General features: G+C 58.5%; 18 protein-coding genes and 1 pseudogene. 13 read left to right on the plus strand and 6 right to left on the minus strand.

From position 1 onward, the window contains the following. Positions 1 to 132 precede the first annotated feature (132 nt). Positions 133 to 1170 carry a patatin-like phospholipase family protein gene (locus AWT75_RS13105; RefSeq protein ID WP_062789505.1) on the minus strand — a complete coding sequence of 346 codons (1038 nt, stop codon included), beginning with the start codon at positions 1168 to 1170 and terminating at the stop codon, positions 133 to 135. Positions 1171 to 1382: 212 nt separating this feature from the next. Here AWT75_RS13105 and AWT75_RS13110 point away from each other — a divergent pair, with 212 nt between their 5' ends. After that, a complete protein-coding gene (locus AWT75_RS13110) occupies positions 1383 to 1721 on the plus strand; it encodes a PadR family transcriptional regulator (protein WP_062789507.1) in 339 nt (112 codons plus the stop codon). Further along, entirely contained in the window at positions 1718 to 2548 is an 831-nt protein-coding gene (locus AWT75_RS13115) for a DUF1700 domain-containing protein (RefSeq protein WP_062789509.1), read from the plus strand. Before AWT75_RS13110 ends, AWT75_RS13115 begins: the two co-directional genes overlap by 4 nt. Positions 2549 to 2613: 65 nt before the next feature. On the opposite strand, the gene AWT75_RS13120 is transcribed toward AWT75_RS13115, so the two are convergent. Continuing rightward, positions 2614 to 3171: an adenine phosphoribosyltransferase gene (locus AWT75_RS13120; RefSeq protein ID WP_045845436.1), complete on the minus strand. Its 558-nt coding sequence runs from the start codon at positions 3169 to 3171 to the stop codon at positions 2614 to 2616. A 100-nt stretch (positions 3172 to 3271) separates the two neighbouring features. Further along, entirely contained in the window at positions 3272 to 4570 is a 1299-nt protein-coding gene (locus tag AWT75_RS13125) for an NCS2 family permease (protein WP_045845437.1), read from the minus strand. A 167-nt stretch (positions 4571 to 4737) separates the two neighbouring features. On the opposite strand from AWT75_RS13125, the gene gmk reads away from it, so the two are divergent. From gmk to AWT75_RS13180, 11 genes and pseudogenes are all read left to right on the plus strand, one after another. Continuing rightward, complete coding sequence (gmk, locus tag AWT75_RS13130) at positions 4738 to 5367, plus strand: guanylate kinase (protein WP_062789511.1); 630 nt, start codon at positions 4738 to 4740, stop codon at positions 5365 to 5367. Positions 5368 to 5437: 70 nt separating this feature from the next. Beyond that, positions 5438 to 5644 carry a DNA-directed RNA polymerase subunit omega gene (gene rpoZ / locus AWT75_RS13135; protein WP_045845439.1) on the plus strand — a complete coding sequence of 69 codons (207 nt, stop codon included), beginning with the start codon at positions 5438 to 5440 and terminating at the stop codon, positions 5642 to 5644. Between the two features lie 23 nt (positions 5645 to 5667). Then, positions 5668 to 7823: pseudogene (locus AWT75_RS13140) on the plus strand (RelA/SpoT family protein). Between the two features lie 3 nt (positions 7824 to 7826). Continuing rightward, positions 7827 to 8027 carry a sulfur carrier protein ThiS gene (gene thiS, locus AWT75_RS13145; RefSeq protein ID WP_062789512.1) on the plus strand — a complete coding sequence of 67 codons (201 nt, stop codon included), beginning with the start codon at positions 7827 to 7829 and terminating at the stop codon, positions 8025 to 8027. Between the two features lie 24 nt (positions 8028 to 8051). Then, complete coding sequence (locus tag AWT75_RS13150) at positions 8052 to 8846, plus strand: thiazole synthase (protein WP_045845442.1); 795 nt, start codon at positions 8052 to 8054, stop codon at positions 8844 to 8846. Between the two features lie 131 nt (positions 8847 to 8977). After that, the gene (gene rpsU / locus AWT75_RS13155) at positions 8978 to 9190 is read left to right on the plus strand and encodes a 30S ribosomal protein S21 (RefSeq protein WP_045845443.1); all 213 of its coding nucleotides are present in this window, start codon (positions 8978 to 8980) and stop codon (positions 9188 to 9190) included. 106 nt (positions 9191 to 9296) lie between these two features. Then, on the plus strand, positions 9297 to 9743 hold the full coding sequence (locus AWT75_RS13160) for a GatB/YqeY domain-containing protein (RefSeq protein ID WP_045845444.1): 447 nt from the start codon (positions 9297 to 9299) through the stop codon (positions 9741 to 9743). Between the two features lie 62 nt (positions 9744 to 9805). Further along, positions 9806 to 11587, plus strand: coding sequence for a DNA primase (gene dnaG, locus AWT75_RS13165; RefSeq protein WP_045845445.1), 1782 nt, complete (start codon positions 9806 to 9808; stop codon positions 11585 to 11587). A gap of 71 nt (positions 11588 to 11658) precedes the next feature. Continuing rightward, positions 11659 to 13587 (plus strand): RNA polymerase sigma factor RpoD, encoded by a 1929-nt coding sequence (rpoD, locus tag AWT75_RS13170; RefSeq protein WP_045845446.1) that lies wholly within the window; start codon positions 11659 to 11661, stop codon positions 13585 to 13587. An 832-nt stretch (positions 13588 to 14419) separates the two neighbouring features. Beyond that, the gene (locus AWT75_RS13175; protein WP_062789514.1) at positions 14420 to 15688 is read left to right on the plus strand and encodes a dicarboxylate/amino acid:cation symporter; all 1269 of its coding nucleotides are present in this window, start codon (positions 14420 to 14422) and stop codon (positions 15686 to 15688) included. A 165-nt stretch (positions 15689 to 15853) separates the two neighbouring features. After that, the gene (locus AWT75_RS13180) at positions 15854 to 16930 is read left to right on the plus strand and encodes a type II asparaginase (RefSeq protein ID WP_082696095.1); all 1077 of its coding nucleotides are present in this window, start codon (positions 15854 to 15856) and stop codon (positions 16928 to 16930) included. Between the two features lie 197 nt (positions 16931 to 17127). Here AWT75_RS13180 and AWT75_RS13185 read toward each other — a convergent pair whose 3' ends face one another. The 3 genes from AWT75_RS13185 to AWT75_RS13195 all read right to left on the minus strand — a co-directional run bounded on the left by AWT75_RS13185 (position 17128) and on the right by AWT75_RS13195 (position 22064). Then, on the minus strand, positions 17128 to 18459 hold the full coding sequence (locus AWT75_RS13185) for a sigma-54-dependent transcriptional regulator (RefSeq protein WP_062789516.1): 1332 nt from the start codon (positions 18457 to 18459) through the stop codon (positions 17128 to 17130). After that, on the minus strand, positions 18452 to 20230 hold the full coding sequence (locus AWT75_RS13190) for a sensor histidine kinase (RefSeq protein ID WP_204377048.1): 1779 nt from the start codon (positions 20228 to 20230) through the stop codon (positions 18452 to 18454). Before AWT75_RS13190 ends, AWT75_RS13185 begins: the two co-directional genes overlap by 8 nt. A 244-nt stretch (positions 20231 to 20474) precedes the next feature. Further along, entirely contained in the window at positions 20475 to 22064 is a 1590-nt protein-coding gene (locus AWT75_RS13195; RefSeq protein ID WP_062789518.1) for a methyl-accepting chemotaxis protein, read from the minus strand. Positions 22065 to 22182: the final 118 nt, after the last annotated feature.

The raw sequence follows: 22182 nt of genomic DNA on the forward strand, positions 1-22182 counted from the left end.
AGCGGTATCGAGTGGTACTGAGGCAGGGCGCTGCAACACCTGCGGCGGCGTTGCGACGTCGGCTGAAGGGCAGGTGAGATGTGGATCAACAAGGGCTGCCATGGCAGCCCTTGTTGCATGGTGGCGGCAGAATCAGGCCAGGCCCAGTTCCGCGGCATGGTCGCGGCATAATGCCTGTCCGGCCGCATAGCCTGCCTGATACATCTGTGACAGGTTGGAGTAGGACCAGTCCAGTTCCTGCTCGCGCTGTTCCGGACGGATGAACTTGTCATAGGCCACGCGCAGCAACTTGGTGCGCGGCTTGCCCTCGGCATCCTTGTTATGCAGGGCCTCGAACAGCTTCAGGTCATCGCGGGCGATTTCAGTCAGCGGGGTGATGATGGACTGCACCCAGGCGTCGTACAGATCGCGCGGCGGATGCAGGATCTCTTCGCTGCCCAGTACATCGAATACCACGGTGGTATCGATATAAGGGTGATCCTGGAACAGGCGCTTGAAGTTGAGGGTGTCAATGGCAGCGCCTTCGATGTAGTAATCACCATCCAGCAGGTAAGGCGGATAGATCAGCGGGAAGGACAGCGCAGCCAGAAAATGTTCGTGGTTGATCTGCTGCTTGTTCCAGCAATCCATGCGCTTTTTGCTGAGGTTGTAGGCATTCAGATAAAACTGCGGCTTGATGTCGGCCAGTCTGGCAAAGTCCACTACCTGGTCGATAAACGGTACATGTGCGCACAGGCCCTGGCTTTTGGCGTTCAGATCGCTGGGGCAGAGCGTGGCCATCAGCCAGCTGCTCCAGTCAGCCGCCAGCCGTTGCAAGGGGCCCTGGTCTGCCTGGGCCTGGATGGCTTGCAGTACCGGATTGGCCTGCTGCCACTGGCGCCACAGGTCGGCCAGCGGGCCGGGTTTGTTGAATACCTTGAAGTTGACCGGGAAGACAGAGTACAGCGCATCGGCAACCCCCATGTCGGCCAGTTTTTCCAGCGCTGCTTTCGGGTCCTGCCCTTTGGCGGCGGTATAGAGCAAGCCGACAATGGCACCCGCACCCGAGGTAGAAATGATGTCGAACTCCACACCCGCTTCGATGAAAGCGACCAGCGAACCTGCCATCAAGGTGGCGTTAGGGGCGCCGCCGCCCAGTACCAGCGCCAGCGATTTCTTCTTGCTGCTCATGTCTGCCACTCCTGCATGGGAAATAATCAGAATTATGCTTTATGAATTGTGAATTTTCTTTGATTTGTTAAGAAAATTCTTAGCAAGAGCTGTCTGTTTGGCCACGTGGTTTTACCATGTACCTTGCAATACACAATAGCTGGAACTAGAATCCGGTCTGACCTTGCGTTGGGCACGTCAAACTATCGTGCAATGCAAGGTAGGGGTGAAACATGAAAACACAGTTGAAGAAGGGCACGCTGGACATGTGTGTGCTGGCTGCACTGGCGGCGGGGGACAGTTACGCCTACGAATTGGTGAGCATCCTGTCGCGCAGCATGGAGGTGAGTGAGGGAACCATGTATCCCCTGATGCGCCGCCTGCAGGCCGAGGCCTGGGTATCGACTTATCTGGTGGAGTCGGCCAGCGGGCCATCGCGCAAGTACTACACCTTGACGGCAGAAGGCCGACGCCAGCTGTCACTGATGCAGCAGGAATGGCAGGAGTTTGTCGGCGACGTAAACAGTGTGTTGCAACTGGCCGCAGGCCGGGCCACGGGAGAAACAGCATGAACCAACAGGAATTCATCCGTCAGTTGCAGGACGCACTGGCACGACTGCCGCAGCAAGAGAGACAGGAAATCATTGCCGATTATCAGGAATATTTCCGCGATGGACTGGCTGCAGGCCGAACTGAGGCGGACATTGCCGCAGGCCTGGGTGACCCGCAGCAACTGGCGCGAGAACTGATGGCGCGTCACCACATTGCCCGCTGGGAGGATCGCAAGACGCTCGGCAACCTGTTTGCCGTGGTGGGCGCCATTGCCGGCATGGGCCTGCTCAACTTCCTGTTGGCCGTTCCCTTCCTGTTTTATCTGTGGATGCTGACCATGGCGGCACTGGCGTCCACCGGCATCCTGATTGGCGGTCTGGTTCTGTTTGGCACCCTGGCGTGCAATGAGCTGTTCGGCTGGCCGGCCATCCACGAATCGCGTGATGTCCGGGCCATATGGTCCGATTTTGCCCAGGGCGGCCCGGCGGGCAACATTCATATCCGTGGCCGTAATGGCGAAACGGTTGATGTGGTGCGCGAGGCGTCGTCCGGCCGGGCCAGCATTCATATCCAGTCCAGTGATGGCACGGTAAGCCTGGAGCGCAATGCCAGCGAGGCACTTGGCCGGCTACAGATCAAGGATGAAACCGGGCAGGTGGATATCGGTGGTCTGGACTGGGGCCTCAGCCGCCATGGCATGCTGCTGACCGGCTTGCTGCTGATGGCGCTGGGTGCTGGCGGCTTGTTTCTATGCTACTTGCTGGCGCGCTGGACCTGGCGTGGCTTGCTGGCCTATGGCCGTTACCAGCTGGGTCTGCTGGACAAGGCCAGGGGGAGGGATGTTTGACTAGTCTGGAGTGACAAGCAAAAACGACCGCGGGTCCGTTTTGCATGGTGATGACGCTGAGAGCCTCAATGGCCGTCGTAGGAGCAGACGGTGAAGACATCCAGTCCGCTATCGCGGATCAGCTTGCCACCGCCCAGTTCCGGCAGCTCGATGATGGCGGCGGCTTCCAGTACATCCGCCCCCAGTTTTTTCAGCAGGTTGTAACCGGCCATCATGGTGCCGCCGGTGGCAACCAGATCGTCGATCAGCACTACCCGGTCACCCGCCTTGCAGGCATCGGTGTGGATTTCCACCGTGGCATTGCCGTATTCCAGCTCGTATTCTTCTGCCACCGTGGTGAATGGCAGCTTGCCTTTCTTGCGGATGGGTACGAAGCCGACATTCAGTTCGTAAGCCAGTACCGAGCCGATGATGAAGCCACGTGCGTCCAGCCCGGCAATCAGATCCACCTTTTCCAGCATGTAGCGATGCACATAGATATCGATCAGCATGCGGAAGGTTTTCGGGTTCTGCAGCAGCGGGGTGATGTCGCGGAACATCACGCCCTGGCTGGGCCAGTTGGGCACGGTGCGGATCCAGCCTTTCAGATAGCTGGAATAGTCGAGATTGCTGAGATTTTCCATGGCGCTATTGTACTTTCAAATGAAGCGACCGTGTTTGCTGTCGCACAAAGCAAAAAGGCCCGCCGCACCACGCAGCAGGCCTTGAGTGACCGGATCAGGATTAGGCAAAGAATGCCAGCTTGAAGATCCACAGTGCGGCAATCACCACGACTGCCGGTTTCAGGTCGGCAAAGCGGCCAGCCAGAATCTTGATCACAGCATAGCTGATGAAGCCAAAAGCGATACCGTCGGCAATCGAGAAGGTAAACGGCATGGCCAGTGCAGTCATCACCGCAGGGGCGGACTCGGTCAGGTCGCTCCAGTCGATTTCCGCCAGACCGCGTGCCATCAGCACGGCAACATAGCACAGGGCCGGTGCGGTGGCGTAGGCCGGTACGGTTTTGGCCAGCGGCGAAATCCACAGGCAGGCCAGGAACAGGATGGCCACCACGGTGGCGGTCAGGCCGGTACGACCACCCACGGCGGTGCCAGCGGCGGATTCGATATAGGCGGTGGTGGAGGAGGTGCCCATGATGGCACCGGCAGTGATGGCCACCGAGTCAGCCAGCAAGGCGCGCTTCAGGCGCGGCAGCTTGCCGTCCTTGTCCAGCAGTCCGGCGCGGTGCGACACACCCACCAGCGTGCCGGTGGTGTCAAACAGGTCGACAAAGAAGAACACGAAGATCACGCCCACCAGACCGGCGCTCATGGCACCGTGCAGATCCATCTTCATGAAGGTGGGTTCCATGCTCGGTACCGGAGCGAAGATGCCTTCAAACTTGGACAGGCCCAGCGCGATGGACAGTGCGGTCACCACCAGGATGCCGATGATGATGGAGCCCGGCACCTTGCGGTATTCCAGCGCCACGATCAGGAAGAAGCCCAGAATGGCCAGCAGGGTGGTCGGATTGTGGATGTTGCCCAGCGTCAGGTAAGTGGCCGGATGCGCAGCAATCACGCCGGCATCTTTCAGCGCGATGATGGCAAGGAACATGCCGACACCGGCAGAAATGGCAAACTTGAGCGAACGCGGAATGGCGTTGACGATGGCTTCACGCACCTTGAACAGGCTGACAGCCAGGAACACGATGCCGGAAATGAATACCGCACCCAGAGCCGCCTGCCAGGGGATCCCCATGCCCTTGACCACGCTGAAGGTGAAGTAAGCATTCAGGCCCATGCCCGGTGCCAGTGCCATCGGATAATTGGCTACCAGACCCATGATGGCGGTGCCAAGTGCAGCGGCCAGGCAGGTCGCCACGAAGACTGCGTTCAGGTCCATGCCGGTGGCCGACAGGATCAGCGGATTGACCAGGATGATGTACGCCATGGTCAGGAAAGTGGTGAAGCCGGCAATGACTTCGGTCTTGACCGAAGTGCCGTGTTCCCTCAGCTTGAAAAAGCTTTCCAGTATTTGCATGTCAGAGATGCTCCGAGCCTTGTTATGGTTTGGTGAAGACGCGCGATTTTACTTCGGTGTGAAGACAAATACCTAAATCTTGACATGAAGATACTTTTACACTTAACCGGAAAAGCAGTCTGTGGTATTCTGAAAAATTACCCTTTCTTTGGCAGGAAGCGCGTTTGATGACCAAAGCAGTCGGGAACATCTATATCGTAGTGGCCCCGTCCGGTGCCGGCAAAACCTCTTTGGTGTCTGCCCTGTTGCAGGCCGAACCCGCGGTGGAGTTGTCCATCTCCTACACCACGCGTGCGGCCCGCACCGGTGAAGTGGATGGTCAGCATTATCATTTTGTCGATCATGCGACTTTCCAGTCCATGATTGCCGCCGGTGACTTTCTGGAATATGCCGAAGTGTATGGCAATTTCTACGGCACCAGCGTGCGCTGGCTGCAAAGCCGCCTGGAAGAGGGACGCGACATCCTGCTGGAAATCGACTGGCAAGGGGCAGAGCAGGTGCGCAAGGTTTTTCCCGAGGCACTTGGCATTTTCATTCTGCCGCCGTCCATCGAAGAGCTGGAACGCCGCCTGCGCGGTCGTGGCACGGACACCGAAGAAGTCATTCTGCGTCGTCTGGCCTCTGCCCGCTCGGAAATCGACAAGGTCGCAGAATACGACTACATCGTGGTCAACGATGACTTCGAACGCGCCCGGCTGGACCTGATCAGCATTTTCCGTGCACGCCGCCTGCGTGCTGCCGTGCAAGTGGCACGGCTGGCTCCGGCACTGGCGCGCATGGGCGTGCAGCACAGCTAGCACGCATTGGTTGCCCCGGCAAAACTCGATATAGTTAAACGCATTGCGTTTCATTCATGAAAGAAATCACATGGCACGTATTACCGTAGATGACTGCCTGGATCGTATCCAGAACCGTTTTGACCTGACCCTGGCTGCAGCTTACCGCGCCCGTCAGGTAGCCTCCGGTGCCACCGCCTTTGTGGATGCCGGCCGTCACAAGCCTACCGTGGTTGCGCTGCGTGAAATCGCGGCTGGTCATGTTGGTCGTGAAGTCCTGACTCGCAACAAGGGCTGATCTGGGTGGTGGCGGAGCGAAGCATGGAGACCGGAGTTCAGAGCGTCATCGACTACAACGCACTGATCGAGCGCGAAGCCGCGGCCTTTTTCGAGGCGGCGGCGCGCTACCTGAAGCCGGAAGACGTGCAACTGCTGCGCCAGGCATTCGAAGTCAGTCGTGAAGCGCACGAAGGCCAGACGCGCAAGAGCGGCGAACCTTACATCACCCACCCGCTGGCCGTAGCCACCATGCTGACCGATTGGCGGCTGGATGTGCAGGGCCTGGCGGCGGCGTTGCTGCATGATGTGCTGGAAGACACCGGGGTGACCAAACCCACCCTGGTGGAGAAGTTCGGCAAGGTGGTGGCCGACCTGGTGGACGGCCTCTCCAAGCTGGAAAGGCTGGAGTACCAGACCAAGGAAACCGCCCAAGCGGAAAACTTCCGCAAGATGGTGCTGGCCATGGCGCGCGACATCCGCGTCATCATCGTCAAGCTGGCTGACCGGCTGCACAATATGCGCACGCTGGACTCCATGCGCGAGGACAAGCGCAGCGCATTGCGCTGGAAACGCTGGAAATCTACGCGCCGATTGCCAACCGCATCGGTCAGAACAAGGTGTACCGCGAGTTGCAGGATCTGGCCTTCAAGCACCTGCATCCGCATCGCTACAGCGTACTGTCCAAGGCAGTGCGTGCCGCACGCGGCAATCGCCGCGAAGTGGTCAACAAGATCCTGAAAACCGTCAGCCAGCGGCTGGTGGAAAGCAATATCGAAGCCACCATCAAGGGGCGCGAGAAAAACCTGTACAGCATCTACAAGAAAATGCAGGAAAAACACCTGTCGTTTTCCGAGGTGCTGGATATTTACGGTTTCCGCGTGGTGGTGAACGACATTCCCAGTTGCTACCTGGCGCTGGGTGCCCTGCACAGTCTGTACAAACCCATTCCGGGCAAGTTCAAGGATTACATCGCCATTCCCAAGGGCAATGGCTACCAGAGCCTGCACACCACCTTGTTCGGCCCGTACGGCACGCCGGTGGAGATGCAGATCCGCACCCGTGAAATGAACGGTGTGGCTGAAGCCGGTGTGGCTTCGCACTGGATGTACAAGAGCGGCGATGCCGGCATCAATACTGCCCAGCAGCGCACGCACCAGTGGCTGCAAAGCCTGCTGGACATGCAGGAGGAGAGCGACGACGCCGTCGAATTCCTCGAGCACATCAAGATCGACCTGTTCCCGGACGAAGTGTACGTGTTCACCCCCAAGGGCAAGATCATGGTGCTGCCGCAAGGCTCCACCCCGGTCGACTTTGCCTATGCCGTACATACCGACGTAGGTCATCGCTGTATTGCCGCGCGCGTCAATCATGTGCTGATGCCCCTGCGCACCGTGCTGCGCAATGGCGATACGGTGGAAGTCATCACCTCCACCCAGGCCAAGCCCAACCCGTCCTGGCTCACCTTCGTGCAGAGTGGCCGTGCGCGCTCCGGCATTCGCAATTATCTGAAGAGCCTGCAGCGCGAAGAAGCTTCCACGCTGGGTGAAAAACTGCTCAAGCAGGCGATTGGTGCCCTGGCGGTGTCACCGCTGCTGCTGGACGATGCACTCAAGGCCGAGTACATGGCGGTGCATGGCGACAAGCTGCAAGGCTTTGCCGAAGTGCTGGCCGAAATCGGCGCCGGCAAGCTGCTGCCCATTGCCGTGGCGCGCCGTCTGGTAGAGCTGGCGGGTGAGCGTCTTGGTGAGGATGTCAAGGTTGGGCCTGTCACCATTCGTGGCAATGAAGGTGGAACGGTACAGCTGTCCAGTTGTTGCAACCCGCTGCCGGGTGATGAAATCCTCGGTGTCATCACCAAAGGGCAGGGCCTGGTGATTCACCGGGTGGCTTGTCCGAATGTGCAGCGTGTCGATCATGACAAGCTGTTGAATGTGAACTGGGAAACCCAGCGCGACCGCATGTTCGGTGTCAGCGTCAGCGTGCTGGCGCGCAACGAGCGCGGTGCCCTGGCGGATATTGCCGCTGCCATTTCCCAGGCTTCGGCCAATATCGAAAGCGTGGACACGCAGGACACCCATGTGGGCGATGGCTTCATCCACATTCATTTCCGTTTGCAGGTGGAGAGTGTGGATCACCTCTCCCGCGTACTGAATGCCGTGCAAAGCCTGGTGGTGGTGCAGCGGACGGAGCGGAGATAACACATGCAATTGCGCATCAATGGTGAAATGAAAGAATTCGCCCGGCTGGCCACGGTGGCCGAGCTGGTGCAGGCGCTGGAGATTGGAGGCAAGCGCATTGCCGTCGAGCTGAACGGAGAAATCGTGCCGCGCAGCCAGCATGCCGTGATGGCGCTGGCCGACGGGGATGAGCTGGAAATCGTCGTTGCCGTTGGCGGCGGCTGACAACACCGTAGCAAGGAGTAGACAGTGCAGGATCAACTGGTCATCGCAGGCAAGGCATACAATTCCCGTTTGCTGGTTGGCACCGGCAAATACCGCGATTTCGAACAAACCGCCCAGGCGCTGGATGCCTCCGGTTGCGATATCGTTACCGTCGCCATCCGGCGCGTGAATCTGGGCCAAAACGCAGGTGAACCCAATCTGCTCGATTTTTTGCCGCGAAACCGTTACACTCTGCTCCCCAATACGGCGGGGTGTTATTCCGCCGAGGATGCGATCCGTACCTTGCGCCTTGCGCGCGAGCTGCTGGATGATCACCGGCTGGTGAAGCTGGAAGTGCTGGGTGACTCCGGCAATCTCTTCCCCAACGTCAAGGAAACCCTGAAAGCTGCCGAAGTGCTGGTAGCCGAAGGCTTTGATGTCATGGTGTATACCTCCGATGACCCGATCATTGCGCGTGAGCTGGAACAGATAGGCTGTTGCGCAATCATGCCGCTGGCCAGCCTGATTGGCTCCGGCATGGGCATTCTGAATCCGTGGAACCTGAAACTGATCATCGAGCAATCCAGTGTGCCGGTGCTGGTGGATGCCGGGGTGGGTACCGCCTCCGATGCGGCCATCGCCATGGAACTGGGTTGTGATGGTGTGCTGATGAATACCGCAATTGCCGCTGCCGGCAATCCGGTATTGATGGCGCATGCCATGAAACTGGCTGTCGAGGCTGGCCGTGCTGCCTACTGTGCAGAGCGGATGCCGAAACGTTTTTATAGCGCTGTACCAAGTTCTCCTAGTGAGGGGGTGATTTCTTCTCGCAAGCCGTGATGCACAAAAGCGCCACAAAAAGCTTGCCGGGAATGCTTCAGACTTTTACAAACTGCGTATTGTTGTTAAAATGCTGTTTTTTATAGGTTGCCCTATGGGCGCAGCCTAGAAATCTAAGGATACTTGAGTCAATGCCGAATATTCGCGTTAAAGAAAACGAGCCGTTCGAAGTCGCCATGCGTCGCTTCAAGCGCGCTGTAGAAAAAACCGGTCTGCTGACCGAACTGCGTGCTCGCGAGTTCTACGAAAAGCCGACCACCGAACGCAAGCGTAAGCACGCTGCTGCCGTTAAGCGCCACTACAAGCGCATTCGCAGCCAGATGCTGCCGCCGAAACTCTACTAAGAGTTGCATCGGTCATAAAGCGGGACCGCAGGCCATGCCTGCGGTTTTGCCATTTGTACTCCAGAATTCTCGCCATGTCTTGACATGGCCCTCCCGTGAGCACGACATGAGCCTCAAAGTCCGTATCAGCGATGATATGAAGTCCGCCATGAAGGCGAAGGAAACCGAGCGTCTGGCCGCAATTCGCCTGTTGATGGCAGCCATCAAGCAGAAGGAAGTGGACGAACGCATCGAGCTGGATGATGCCGCCATCGTGGCGGTGATCGACAAGATGCTCAAGCAGCGCCGTGATTCCATTTCCCAGTACGAAGCAGCTCAGCGCCAGGACCTGGCCGACAAGGAAAAAGCCGAAATGACCGTGCTGATGGCCTATATGCCGCAGCAACTGTCCGAGGCTGAAATCGACGAGCTGGTTGCCAAGGCCGTGGTCGATAGCGGTGCGGCTTCCATGCAGGACATGGGCAAGGTCATGGGCCTGTTGCGTCCCCAGCTGGCTGGTCGAGCCGACATGGCATTGGTTTCGACGCGTATCAAGGCCAGGCTCTCTGCCTGATCTCCGGCCGGTTGCCGCATGGCTCCGGTAATGTTTTTTCCGTGTAAGGCAGGTGTTCGGCGTTGATTCCACAGGACTTTGTTGATCAGTTGCTGTCCCGTGTCGATCTGGTCGACGTGGTGGATCGCTATGTCCCGCTGAAAAAGGCTGGCCAGAACTATCTGGCCTGCTGCCCGTTCCACAAGGAAAAATCCCCCTCTTTCACGGTAAGCCCCAGCAAGCAGTTCTATCACTGCTTTGGCTGTGGTGCGCATGGCTCAGCCATCGGCTTTGTCATGGAGTATCAGGGGCTGGGCTTTGTCGACGCTGTCAAGCTGCTCGCCGAAAGTATCGGCATGCAGGTGCCACAGGTGCGTACCGCCAACCCGGAAGCAAGCCGGGTGGCGCGCGAACGCCAGATGTCGCTGGAAGAAGCCATGCAATTGGCTGCCGGTTATTACAAGCAGCAGTTGAAGACGGCCCCGGTTGCCATCAGTTACCTGAAAGGGCGCGGTGTCAGCGGCGAAGTGGCAGGTCGTTTCGGTCTGGGCTATGCCCCGGGTGAGTGGCAGAACCTGCAAGCTGTTTTTCCGCAGTATCAGGATGACAAGCTGGTGGATGCCGGCCTTGTCATTTTCAACGAGGAAAGCGGCAAGCGTTACGACCGTTTCCGTGAGCGGGTGATGTTTCCCATCCGCAACCAGCGTGGTGCCATCATCGGTTTTGGTGGTCGCGTGCTGGGCAAAGGGGAGCCGAAGTATCTGAACTCGCCGGAAACGGTGCTGTTTGAAAAAGGCCGTGAGCTGTACGGCCTGTACGAAGCCCGCCAGGCTATCCGCGAGAAGAACCGCGTGCTGGTGGTTGAAGGTTATATGGATGTGGTGGCGCTGGCCCAGTACGGCATCAGCTATGCGGTTGCCACACTGGGAACGGCGACTACCGGTGAGCATGTGCGCAAGCTGATGCGCCATGCAGACCAGGTTTATTTCTGTTTTGACGGTGACAAGGCTGGCCAGAAGGCAGCCTGGCGTGCGCTGGAAAACAGCCTGCCGCAATTGCAGGATGGCAAGGCGCTGAATTTCCTGTTCTTGCCGTCAGAACACGACCCGGACAGTTATGTACGGGAGTTCGGTGCCGAGGCATTCGAACAACAGTTGGCAGAGCACAGCCTGCCACTGTCGGTTTACTTTACCCGCGAGCTGACAGGCCGCGTGGACATGAATACGCCGGAAGGGCGTGCCGACCTGATCAAACAGGCCAGCCCGCTTCTGGCACAGATTGCAGCACCGGCGCTTGGCTTCATGATCAGAAAGCGGCTGGCAGAACTTGCCGGCATGGACGTCGACGATTTCGACATGCTGACCACAGGCAAGAAGGCGCCGGAGCGCAAGGGCAAGCGGGAATACCGTTTGCCGGAGGAATCATATCGCCAGATCAACACGCCCATTGTTCACAAGCAGATCAAATGGCTGCTGATGAACCCGGCGTGGGCCAGCGATGTGAGTTTGCCGGACAGCCTGCCGCTGTCCGACGAGCTGGCCTGCTTTGCGATGTTGGCCGAAAGCGTGCAACAACACGAACAGCCGCCCAATACGGCGCAATTGATAGAGGGCTTGCGTGGCACCCCCTACGAAGGGCTGATCGACAGTGTATTGCACCAGGCCATGCAGGATCCGGACGAGTTTGCCGATCCCGGAGAGGATGACCGCATCCAGTTTCAGCATGGCAACGCCAGGCTGTTGAAAATGTTGCGTGAAGCCCAGGTGGAAAGGCTAAAACTGAAAGACCGTAATGAAGGTCTAAGTCCGGAAGAAAAAGCATTATTCAGGGAACTGCTCCGAGACCTGCTCGGCTCACCACCGTGAGCCCGGGCGGAAGTGACGTAGTTGTGTTATAATCAACTGTTTTTTTCGGCTTTTTTAAAGCAGGAAGCAAAATGGCGGCCTCTCCCGAAAATCAAAAAGATGTGCAGGACAACGAAGAACAGGTCATGAGCCTGGAAGAGCAGCGTAAACGGCTGCGCCAGCTGATTGCCCTGGGCAAGGAACGTGGTTATCTCACCTACGCCGAGATCAACGACCACCTTCCGGAAGATGTGTCCGATGCCGAACAGATTGAAAACATCGTCACGATGATTTCCGGTCTGGGCATCCAGGTTTATGACGAAGCACCGGACGCAGAAACCCTGCTGATGTCCGATGCCACGCCGGCCGTGGCCGACGAAGATGCGGTGGAAGAAGCCGAGGCGGCCCTGTCGTCGGTGGATTCCGAGTTTGGCCGTACCACCGACCCGGTACGCATGTACATGCGTGAAATGGGTTCGGTCGAGCTGTTGACCCGCGAAGGCGAAATCGAAATTGCCAAGCGTATCGAAGACGGCCTCAAGCACATGATTCTGGCGATCTCGGCCTGTCCGGGTACGGTTGCCGAAGTGCTGGAGCTGGTCGAGCGCATTGGCAAGGAAGAAATCCGCGTTGATGAAGTGGTGGATGGTTTCATCGACCCCAATGCCGAAGCTGCTGAAGCTGCGCTCCCGTTTGCCGAGCCGGAAGTCGAAGAAGACGCCCTGCTGGAAGATGAGGAAGAAGAGGCCGAGGACGACGAAGCCAGCGCTGAAGCGGCCAATCTGGCCAATCTGGAAGAACTCAAGCAGCAGACACTGGAGCACTTTGCCGGTGTGCGCATGATGTTCGACAAGATGGTCAAGGTGCTGGAAAAGGAAGGCTCCAAGTCCAAGGCTTATCTGGAACTGCAAGACGCCATCACCACCGAATTCATGATGGTGCGCTTCTCCACCCGCCAGATTGAATCGCTGTGTGAATCGTTGCGCCGTCGCGTCAACGAAATCCGTACCTTCGAACGCGATATCCAGGATATCTGCGTGACGCGCGTGCGCATGGACCGTACTCACTTCATCAAGGTATTCCCCGGCAACGAAATCAACACCGCCTGGGTGGAAACCGAAATCGATTCCGGCAAGGCCTGGAGCGAGGCGCTGACCCGCTTCAAGTACGCCATCATCGAGAAGCAGACCAAGCTGTCCGAGCTGCAGGATCGCGCCATGCTGCCGATCAAGGAGCTCAAGGAAATCAACCGCCAGATGTCGGCGGGTGAGTCCAAGGCGCGCCGTGCCAAGAAGGAAATGATCGAGGCCAACCTGCGTCTGGTGATTTCCATCGCCAAGAAGTATACCAACCGTGGCTTGCAGTTCCTCGACCTGATCCAGGAAGGCAATATCGGCCTGATGAAGGCGGTGGACAAGTTCGAATACCGTCGTGGTTACAAGTTCTCGACCTATGCCACCTGGTGGATTCGTCAGGCCATCACCCGCTCGATCGCGGACCAGGCCCGCACCATCCGTATTCCGGTGCACATGATCGAAACCATCAACAAGATGAACCGCATTTCGCGTCAGATCCTGCAGGAAACCGGCCGTGAGCCGGACCCGGCCGAACTGGCGGAAAAAATGGAAATGCCGGAAGAGAAGATTCGCAAGATCATGAAGATTTCCAAGGAGCCCATCTCCATGGAAACCCCGATCGGCGATGACGACGATTCCCATCTGGGTGATTTCATCGAAGACCAGAACAACCTGGCACCGTCCGATGCTGCGATGTACTCCAGCCTGAAGGACGCCACCAAGGAAGTGCTGGATACCCTGACCCCGCGTGAGGCCAAGGTATTGCGCATGCGTTTTGGTATCGATATGAATACCGACCACACGCTGGAAGAAGTGGGCAAGCAGTTTGACGTGACGCGTGAGCGTATCCGTCAGATTGAAGCCAAGGCCTTGCGCAAGCTGCGTCACCCGACCCGTTCGGAACGCCTGCGCAGCTTCCTGGACAACGAGCCGGGCGGTCAGTAATACAGCCTGTCTTTCAAGACGGCATCCCCAAGCTGCTTGCATCAGGGCTTGGGGATTTTTATTTCATTCTGTTATACTGCGCAGCTTCGGGCCTCTAGCTCATGCTTGGTTAGAGCAGCGGACTTAACAAGTGAACTCCTACGACTCGCAAGAGTACGGAGCTAACTGATTGGGTTGCCTTGGAGCAAGTTGACTCTGCTCCCTGGTAGAACTGCTCAAATTCGGGGAAACCTCTGCTGCCGTGGCGGCGTGGCAATCCCGAGCGAAGCTCTCGCAAGAGAGAACGTGTAGAGACTGTACGGGCAGGTCGTAAAGACAAGAGACAGTCCAGACCACAAACCCGAAAGGGGCGGCGAAAGCCGTAGCGGGTAAGCATAATCCGTTGGTGCCGGGTTCGACTCCCGGGGGGCCCACCAAATCAAAAGCCGCTGTGATTCATTCACAGCGGCTTTTTCATGCCTGCAAGAAATGTGGCGACTGCTTGGGCATGTCCGGCACGACCGCTTGACTACCCTGACGGGGCCGGCAGGAAACAGCAGCGATGAACGGACAATAGCGCAGCCGGATGATGCTGCAGTGCGGAAACTTTTCTCCGGATAGCAGGTCACAAGAACCCCTTCGCGGCATCCACTACTACCATTCCGGTCGGTTTTCCAAACGCAGTTTTCAGCTTCCATTCGGATTTCCGAATCAATGCTATTGTATTTTTATTTTTATTCATAAAAATCAGATATTTACGTGCTAAAAATGTGAATTTTTCTTGGCACGCTTTCTGCTGTATAGAGCGTACTCAACACCGGCCATAAAGCCGGGTTACTCTGGAGAAACGCTCGTGAAAACCAACAAGATTACCCTGTGGGTCTTGATCGCCCTGGTGCTGGGCATCGCAGTCGGCTACGGCTGTCACACCTCGATTACCGATCCGAAACAACTGAAAGATGTTGCCGGTTACTTCTCCATCCTGACCGACGTGTTCATGCGTCTGATCAAGATGATCATTGCGCCGCTGGTGATGTCCACCCTGGTGCATGGCATTGGCAGCAGTGATTCCCGCTCTGTGGGTCGTGTTGGTCTGAAGGCCATGTGCTGGTTCATGGGTGCCTCGCTGGTTTCCCTGTTCCTGGGCCTGATTTTCGCCAACAGCCTGCAACCTGGCGTGGGTTACACCCTGCCGGTGGCTGATGCTGCTGCACCGGGCCTGAAGACCAGTGCGCTGAACCTGAAGGACTTCATCACCCACATGTTCCCCACCAGCTTCTTTGACGCCATGGCGAAAAACGAAGTGCTGCAAGTGGTGGTGTTCTCGGTGTTCTTCGGTTTTGCCATTGCTTCTTACAAGGGCCCGAAACCGGACATCCTGATGAAGGGTCTGGAACAACTGGCCAACATCATGCTGCGCGTCACCAATATCGTGATGATGTTTGCCCCGGTTGGTGTATTCGGTGCCGTTGCTTCCACCATTACCGCTGATGGCCTGGGTGTGCTGTCCATGTACGCCAAGTTCATGGGTAGCTTCTACCTGGCCCTGGCTTGCCTGTGGATGCTGATGATTGCTGCTGCTTATGGCTTTATCGGCAAGAAGATCTTCGCCCTGCTCAAAACCATCCGCATGCCGCTGATGCTGGGTTTTGCCACTGCCAGTAGCGAAGCTGCTTACCCGACCCTGCTGGAGCAGCTGGAACGCTTTGGCATCAAGGAACGTGTTTCCGGTTTTGTCCTGCCGCTGGGTTATTCGTTTAACCTGGACGGTTCCATCATGTACACCTCGTTTGCCGCCCTGTTCATCTCCCAGGTTGCCAACATCAACCTGACTCTGGGCCAGCAAATCACCATGCTGCTGATCCTGCTGATCACCAGCAAGGGTATTGCCGGTGTACCGCGTGCTTCGCTGGTGGTGGTGGCTGCCGTGCTGCCGATGTTCAACCTGCCTGAAGCCGGCATTCTGCTGATTCTGGGTATCGACCACTTCCTGGACATGGGCCGTACCGCCACCAACGTGCTGGGTAATGCCATTGCCACTACCGTGGTGGCTGCTTCGGAAGGCGATATCGATGCCGAAGCTGCACATGCCAACCCGGCCCTGGCCGAAGATCAGGCCTGAGCCCCGGCGTCCCTGCCACGCATAAAAAAATAAGAAATCAGGCGAGACTCCCCGCCCAGCCAAAGCTGCCGATACAGGCGGACAAGCTGGTGACGGGGGGATCGCTGCAGTGAGTTGCTCCCCGGCAACGTCATCTCCCACTTGTCTTTCTACAAAGGAAGAGACATGAAAAAAACCTTCAAAATGTTGTTGTCCAGCGCAGCTGTCATGGCTGCATTGTGTGGTCAGTCCGCCCAGGCGGCTGATGCGGCCAAGCCGCACGTGGTGATTCTGGCAACCGGTGGCACCATCGCCGGTACTGGCGCTACCAGCACCACCACCATTGGTTACACCGCAGCCAAGCTGGGCGTGGACAAGATGATTGCCGCCGTGCCCGAGCTGTCCAAGGTGGCTGATGTACGTGGCGAACAGGTTGCCCAGATCGCCAGCGAAAGCATGACCAATGAAGTGTGGTTGAAGCTGGCCAAGCGTGTGAACGAACTGCTGGCCCAGAAGGATGTGGACGGCGTGGTGATTACCCACGGTACCGACACCATCGAAGAAACCGCTTACTTCCTGGACCTGGTGGTGAAGAGCAAGAAGCCGGTGGTTGTGGTGGGCTCCATGCGTCCGTCCACCGCCATCAGTGCAGATGGTCCGATCAACCTGTATAACGCGGTGATTCTGGCTGGCAGCAAGGATGCGGTTGGCAAGGGTGTGCTGGTTGCGCTGAACGACCAGATCAACGCCGCCCGCGAAGTCACCAAGACCAACACTTCCACTACCGACACCTTCAAGACGCCGGAACTGGGTTATCTGGGTTACATGCAGGACAACAAGCCGCACTTCTACCGCATGTCCACCCGCAAGAACACTGCGGATACCGAATTTGACATCTCCAAGCTGAACAGCCTGCCGCGCGTCGACATCGTTTACGGTTACGCCAACATGGACCGCGTGGCCATGGATGCCGACATTGCTGCCGGTGCCCAGGGCATCGTGCAAGCCGGTGTGGGCGATGGCAGTATTGCCGCCCAGATGATGCCTGCCATCCGTGACGCCCGTAAGAAGGGTGTGATCGTGGTACGCAGCTCGCGCGTGGGTAGCGGTATCGTGGCGCGTAATGGTGAAGCCAATGACGACCAGGAAGATCTGGTGGTGAGCGACACGCTGAATGCGCAAAAAGCCCGCATCCTGCTGATGCTGGGTCTGACCAAGACCCACGACACCAAAGAACTGCAACGCATGTTCTACACCTATTGAGCTGGCTGACAGGCGCTGCACCGGCCTGTCTGTCGACTGCGACACCCTTGGTGTGATCCCCCCGCAGCGACAGCATGGTGTGGCGACTGATCAAGCAGCCTTTGGCAAGCGGCCCCGGTGGCCGCTTTTTTTATGCCTGCAGCCCGGTGCCGACCGGGACTGCGGGCATGCCATCAGCCCGGCCATCAGCCTGGCCATCAACCCGCTTGGTTCAGGCCGTATTTTTTCAGTTTGTCGAACAGGGTGGTCTTGGCCACTTTCAGCGCTTCGCTGGTGCGGCTCAGGCTGTAACCGTGGCGACGGAATTCCTCGGCAATCAGTGCCCGTTCGAACGCTTCCACGGTTTCGGCCAGCGGCAGGCTCTGGCTTGGCTCGCCGGATTCCGACAGCGGGGTGCGAATGCCCAGCACATAGCGTTCGGCCACATTGCGCAATTCGCGCACATTGCCCGGCCAGTCGTAGGCCAGCAGCTCGGCCTGTTCATGCGCTTCCAGTTGCGGGGTGGGGCGGTCGAAACGGCTGGCCGATTGCAGCAGGAAATACTCGAACAGTAGCGGAATATCCTCGCGGCGTTCGCGCAGCGGCGGCAGTTGCAGCGTGACCACGTTCAGCCGGTAGTAGAGGTCGCTACGGAAGCTGCCGTTATTGCCCATGGCTTTCAGGTCGGCCTTGGTGGCCGATATCACGCGACAGTCCACCGGAATGGGGGTGTTGGAACCCAGCCGCTCCAGCGTGCGTTCCTGCAGCACGCGCAGCATCTTGATTTGCAGCGGTAGCGGCATGCTCTCGATTTCATCGAGGAACAGCGTGCCGTTATTGGCATATTCGATGCGGCCGATGCGGCGTTTGGCGGCCCCGGTGAAAGCATGGGCCTCGTGGCCGAAAATCTCGCTCTCGAACAGGTTTTCTGCCAGACCGCCACAATTGACGGCGACAAAGTTGTGCTTCTGGCGACGGCTGATTTCATGCAGGCAACGCGCCACCAGCTCCTTGCCGGTGCCGGTTTCGCCCAGGATCAGCACATTGGCCGAGGTATCGGCCAGGTCGGCAATCATGCGGCGCACTTTTTCCATGGCCGGCGAGCGGCCGATCAGGCGCGATTCCAGGCTTTGCTTGTCCTGCAGCTGACGGCGCAGGCTTTCCACTTCCAGGCTCAGGCGGCGCTGCTCCATGGCACGGCACACCACATCGTGCAGGCGCTCCGGGGAGAAGGGCTTTTCGATGAAGTCGTAAGCGCCGTCTTTCATGGCCTGTACCGCCAGGCTGACATCGCCATGACCGGTGATCAGGATCACCGGCAGGCTGGCATCACGGGCCAGCAAGTTGCGCATCAGCGCCATGCCATCCTGTCCTTGCAGGTGGATGTCGCTGACCACGACGCCGGGAAAGCCGGGGGTGAGCAAGGCCAGTGCCTGCTCGGCGCTGGCCACGCCGCGGGCATCCAGGCCTTCCAGCATCAGCGCTTGCTCGCAGCCCAGCCGCACGTCCGGATCATCTTCGACGATCAACACTTTCATCCCATCAAACATGACGGTTTTCCTTTGTGGCAAGCGGCAGGGTGATGGTGAACACGGCACCGCCCTGCGGGTGATTGTCGGCACTCAGGCTGCCACCGGCTTCGGCAATGATGCCGGCGCTCAGGGTCAGCCCCAGGCCCAGGCCGATACCGGCGGGCTTGGTGGTGACAAAGGGTTCGAACAGCTGGGCGCGCACCGACTCGTGCAGGCCGGGGCCGTTATCGCGGATTTGCAGCACCAGCTGGGTGGGTGTGCGATGACCGCTGATTTCAATCTGCCCTTCCGGGCGTTGTTGCAGCTCGTCCAGTGCATTGGCCAGCAGATTCACCAGCACCTGTTCAAAGCGGTTGGGGTCGCAACGCGCCTGCCAGGGTTCCGGCGCATTGGGACGCAGAATCTGGATGCTGCTTCCCTCCAGCCGGTTGCGCAGCAGTAACAGGGCGCTGTCGATGGCCATGCTGATGTCTACCGTACCCAGGCTGTTGGTGGACTTGCGCGAGTAGCTTTTCAGCGCACTGGTGATTTCGCCCATCTTGTCCACCAGCTGGCAGATGGTTTGCAAATTGGTGCGCACCGTGTCGGTTTGCGCGCGCTCCAGAAACTTGATGGCATTGCCGGACAAGGTGCGCAGTGCCGCCAGCGGCTGGTTCAGTTCGTGCGCCACACCGGTAGCCAGCTGGCCCAGTACTGCCAGCTTGCCTGCCTGCACCAGATTGTCCTGCGTCTGGCGCAAATGCTGTTCGGTCCGGATACGTTCGCTGACTTCTTCTTGCAGTCGCTGATTGGTCAGCGACAGGTCGGCGGTACGTTCTTCCACCTTGCGTTCCAGCTCCCGGTAGGCTTGCTGCAGCGCTTCGCGCGCGGCCAGCTTGTCGCGCAGGCGGCGACGGCGCTCGTTCAGCCACAGAATGCCGGTCAGGCTCAGCAGTGTCAGCACTGCGGCCAGCGCGGCCCGGTTGTAGGCCAGCTGGTAGACCGGGTCCAGGCTGGACAGCACGGTGAGCCGCCAACTGGACAGCGGCAGCTGCAAGGACTGGCCCAGCATGTCCCGCGGGTAGGCCAGGCGGCTGAGCGGCTTGCGTCCTCCCTGTTCCAGCCGGTAGATGTGGCTGCCATTGCCCAGGCTGCGCCGCTCTTCCAGCCCCAGTGGCGGCAGGCGTTTGCGGTTGTACTGCAAATTGCGGTCAAACGCGTCCTGCAAGGCCTTGCTGAAGGGTTTGAGCGTATTGAATTTCCAGCCCGGTTCGGTGGCCAGAATCACCACGCCGTTCTGGTCCGATACCATCACCGTGGTCTTGTTTTCTCGCCACAGCTTTTCCAGGTATTCCATATTCACCTTCACCACTGCCACCCCGATGATGCGGCCGTGGCTGCTCAGCGGTTCGGACAGATAGTAACCGGCTTCGCTACGGGTGGTGCCTACACCAAAAAAGCGGCCGGGCTGGCCGTTCATGGCATCGGTGAAGTAGGCGCGGAATGCGTCGTTCTCGCCCAGATAACTGTCCGGCTGCCGCCAGTTGCTGGTGGCCTTGACCACGCCCTTGTCATCCATGATGTAAATGGCGCTGGCACCGGTGCGTTGGCTCAGGCGTTCCAGATAATCATTGGCGGCCTGCTGGCGCTGGACATCGTCCGGGGCATGCAGCAAACGGTCTACATAGGGGGACAGGCCCAGCAGGCTTGGCAGGCGGGCGTAATGCCCGATTTCACTTTCCAGGCTGTTGGCGTACAGCTCCAGTCGCTGGGTATTGGCCGCACGCAGTTCTTCCAGCGAGCCGTCCACGCTGCGCGAAAGGCACTGACGGCAGCAATGTCCATCAACACCAATAGCAGCGCAATTCGTAGCACGGTACGCAGTTTCAAGCGAAATCCAATCCTGAGGTCGAAAGTTGCCCGGCTGGCGGTCTGCTGGCCGTAAAACACAGCAAGGCGGCCCAGGGCCGCCTTGTTCAGATTAGTGATGCCCCAGTTGACGGGGCAGGGCTATTGTAGCAAAAGCATGGCGCTTCGCGTGGATGCTGACCGGCTCACAGATGACGCTCGAAGTGGCTGACCAGTCGCTTCAGATCATGCGCGGTGGTGTGCAATTGCTGGGCCACTTCACGCGTGGTGGCAATGCTGTGGCTGTTCTGCTCGGTCAGCACGCTCATGGTTTCCATGTTCTGCGCCACTTCGGTGGAGGCGGAGGACTGCTGTTGCAGCATCTCGGCCACATTGGCGGCTGAAGCCGACACGCCCTGATTGGCCTCGCGGATGGCTTCCAGGCTTTCACTGGCGGTGCTGATGGCGCTTTCCACGCCTTCCACCTTGTTCAGTGCCTGCTGGACGTTTTGCAATACCTGGCGGGTGCGTTCGTGCAGCACATTGATGGACTGTTCGATTTCCAGGGTATTGCCGGCAGTGCGCTCCGCCAGTTTGCGTACCTCATCGGCAACCACGGCAAAGCCGCGCCCTTGTTCTCCGGCCCGGGCTGCTTCGATGGCGGCATTCAGCGCCAGCAGATTGGTCTGGTTGGCAATCTCCTTGATCACCGAGGTGACCGAGCCGATTTCTTCCGCCGACTTTTCCAGCACCAGAATGGCATCGCGGGTATGTTCGAACTCGCCCATCACCTGACGGGTGGCCTGGCTGGTTTCCCGCATTTTGTCCTCGCCCTGATCCGCCAGCCTGGTGGCGGCACTGGCGTGGCCTGCTCCTGTCTTGGTGGTGAGGGAAATCTCATTCACCGATACCGATAGCTGTTCCAGCGCGGCGGCAACGCGGGTGATGCCTTCCAGCGCGTGTTCACCGCGTTTTTCCAGATGGGTAGCTTCGGTATGGGTGGCGGTTGCCGCCTGGCTGATGTCATGCGCGCCGGTCACCACATCGGCCAGCACAGCACGGGTATTGATGCGCATGGTTTCCAGCATTTCCATCATCTGGCGCATGTCCTGGCAGCCGGACTGCGCTATCGGCTCCTTGAAATTGCCTTCCGCCAGCCTGCCCAGTCCTTGTTTGGCCTGTGCCAATGGTGCGGCGATGCCCTGGTAAATGAAGAAGGCTGCGCCAATCAGCCAGAGGATGCTGCCTGCATTGAGAATGCCGTGGACGATGCTGTCCGGCAGGATGAATTGGGCCAGCAAGGCCAGAATCGGCGGAAGAATGGCCAGCAACAGCAGGCGCTGCATGGAGAGCCCCTTGTGCTGGCGGGTGACCGGGAAGGGGCTGCGCTTGGCGCGGATTTCGGCATACAACTGCTCGGCCTGCTGGCATTGCTGCTTGTCCGGTGCGCTGCGCACCGACATGTAACCCACCGTGTTGCCGTTCTCCCGGATCGGCGTCACATAGGCATCCACCCAGTAATAGTCACCTTGCTTGCTGCGGTTCTTCACCAGGCCGCGCCATGGGTGGCCGGCTTCCACCGTCCGCCACAAGTCCTCGAATGCCTCGGCTGGCATGTCCGGATGCCGCACCACATTGTGAGGTTGGCCAATCAGCTCTTCTTCAGTAAAGCCGCTGATTTCGATGAAGGCACGATTGGCGTAAGTAATCAGCCCCTTGATGTCGGTCTTGGTGACGATGGGCCGTTTGGGATGCAAAAACAGCTCATGCTGGGTGACAGGCTGATTGTTACGCATGATTGATCTCTGAAAAATGACGGAGCATCCGGTGCCCGGCTGGCTATTACACAAGCTTGCTCAGCAGCCGGTCTCACTCCCAAAAAAAACGGAGCACTGATTGCGGTATAGCTGAAAA

The sequence above is a fragment of the Aquitalea pelogenes genome, from assembly GCF_001515305.1.
GTDB lineage: Bacteria > Pseudomonadota > Gammaproteobacteria > Burkholderiales > Chromobacteriaceae > Aquitalea > Aquitalea pelogenes.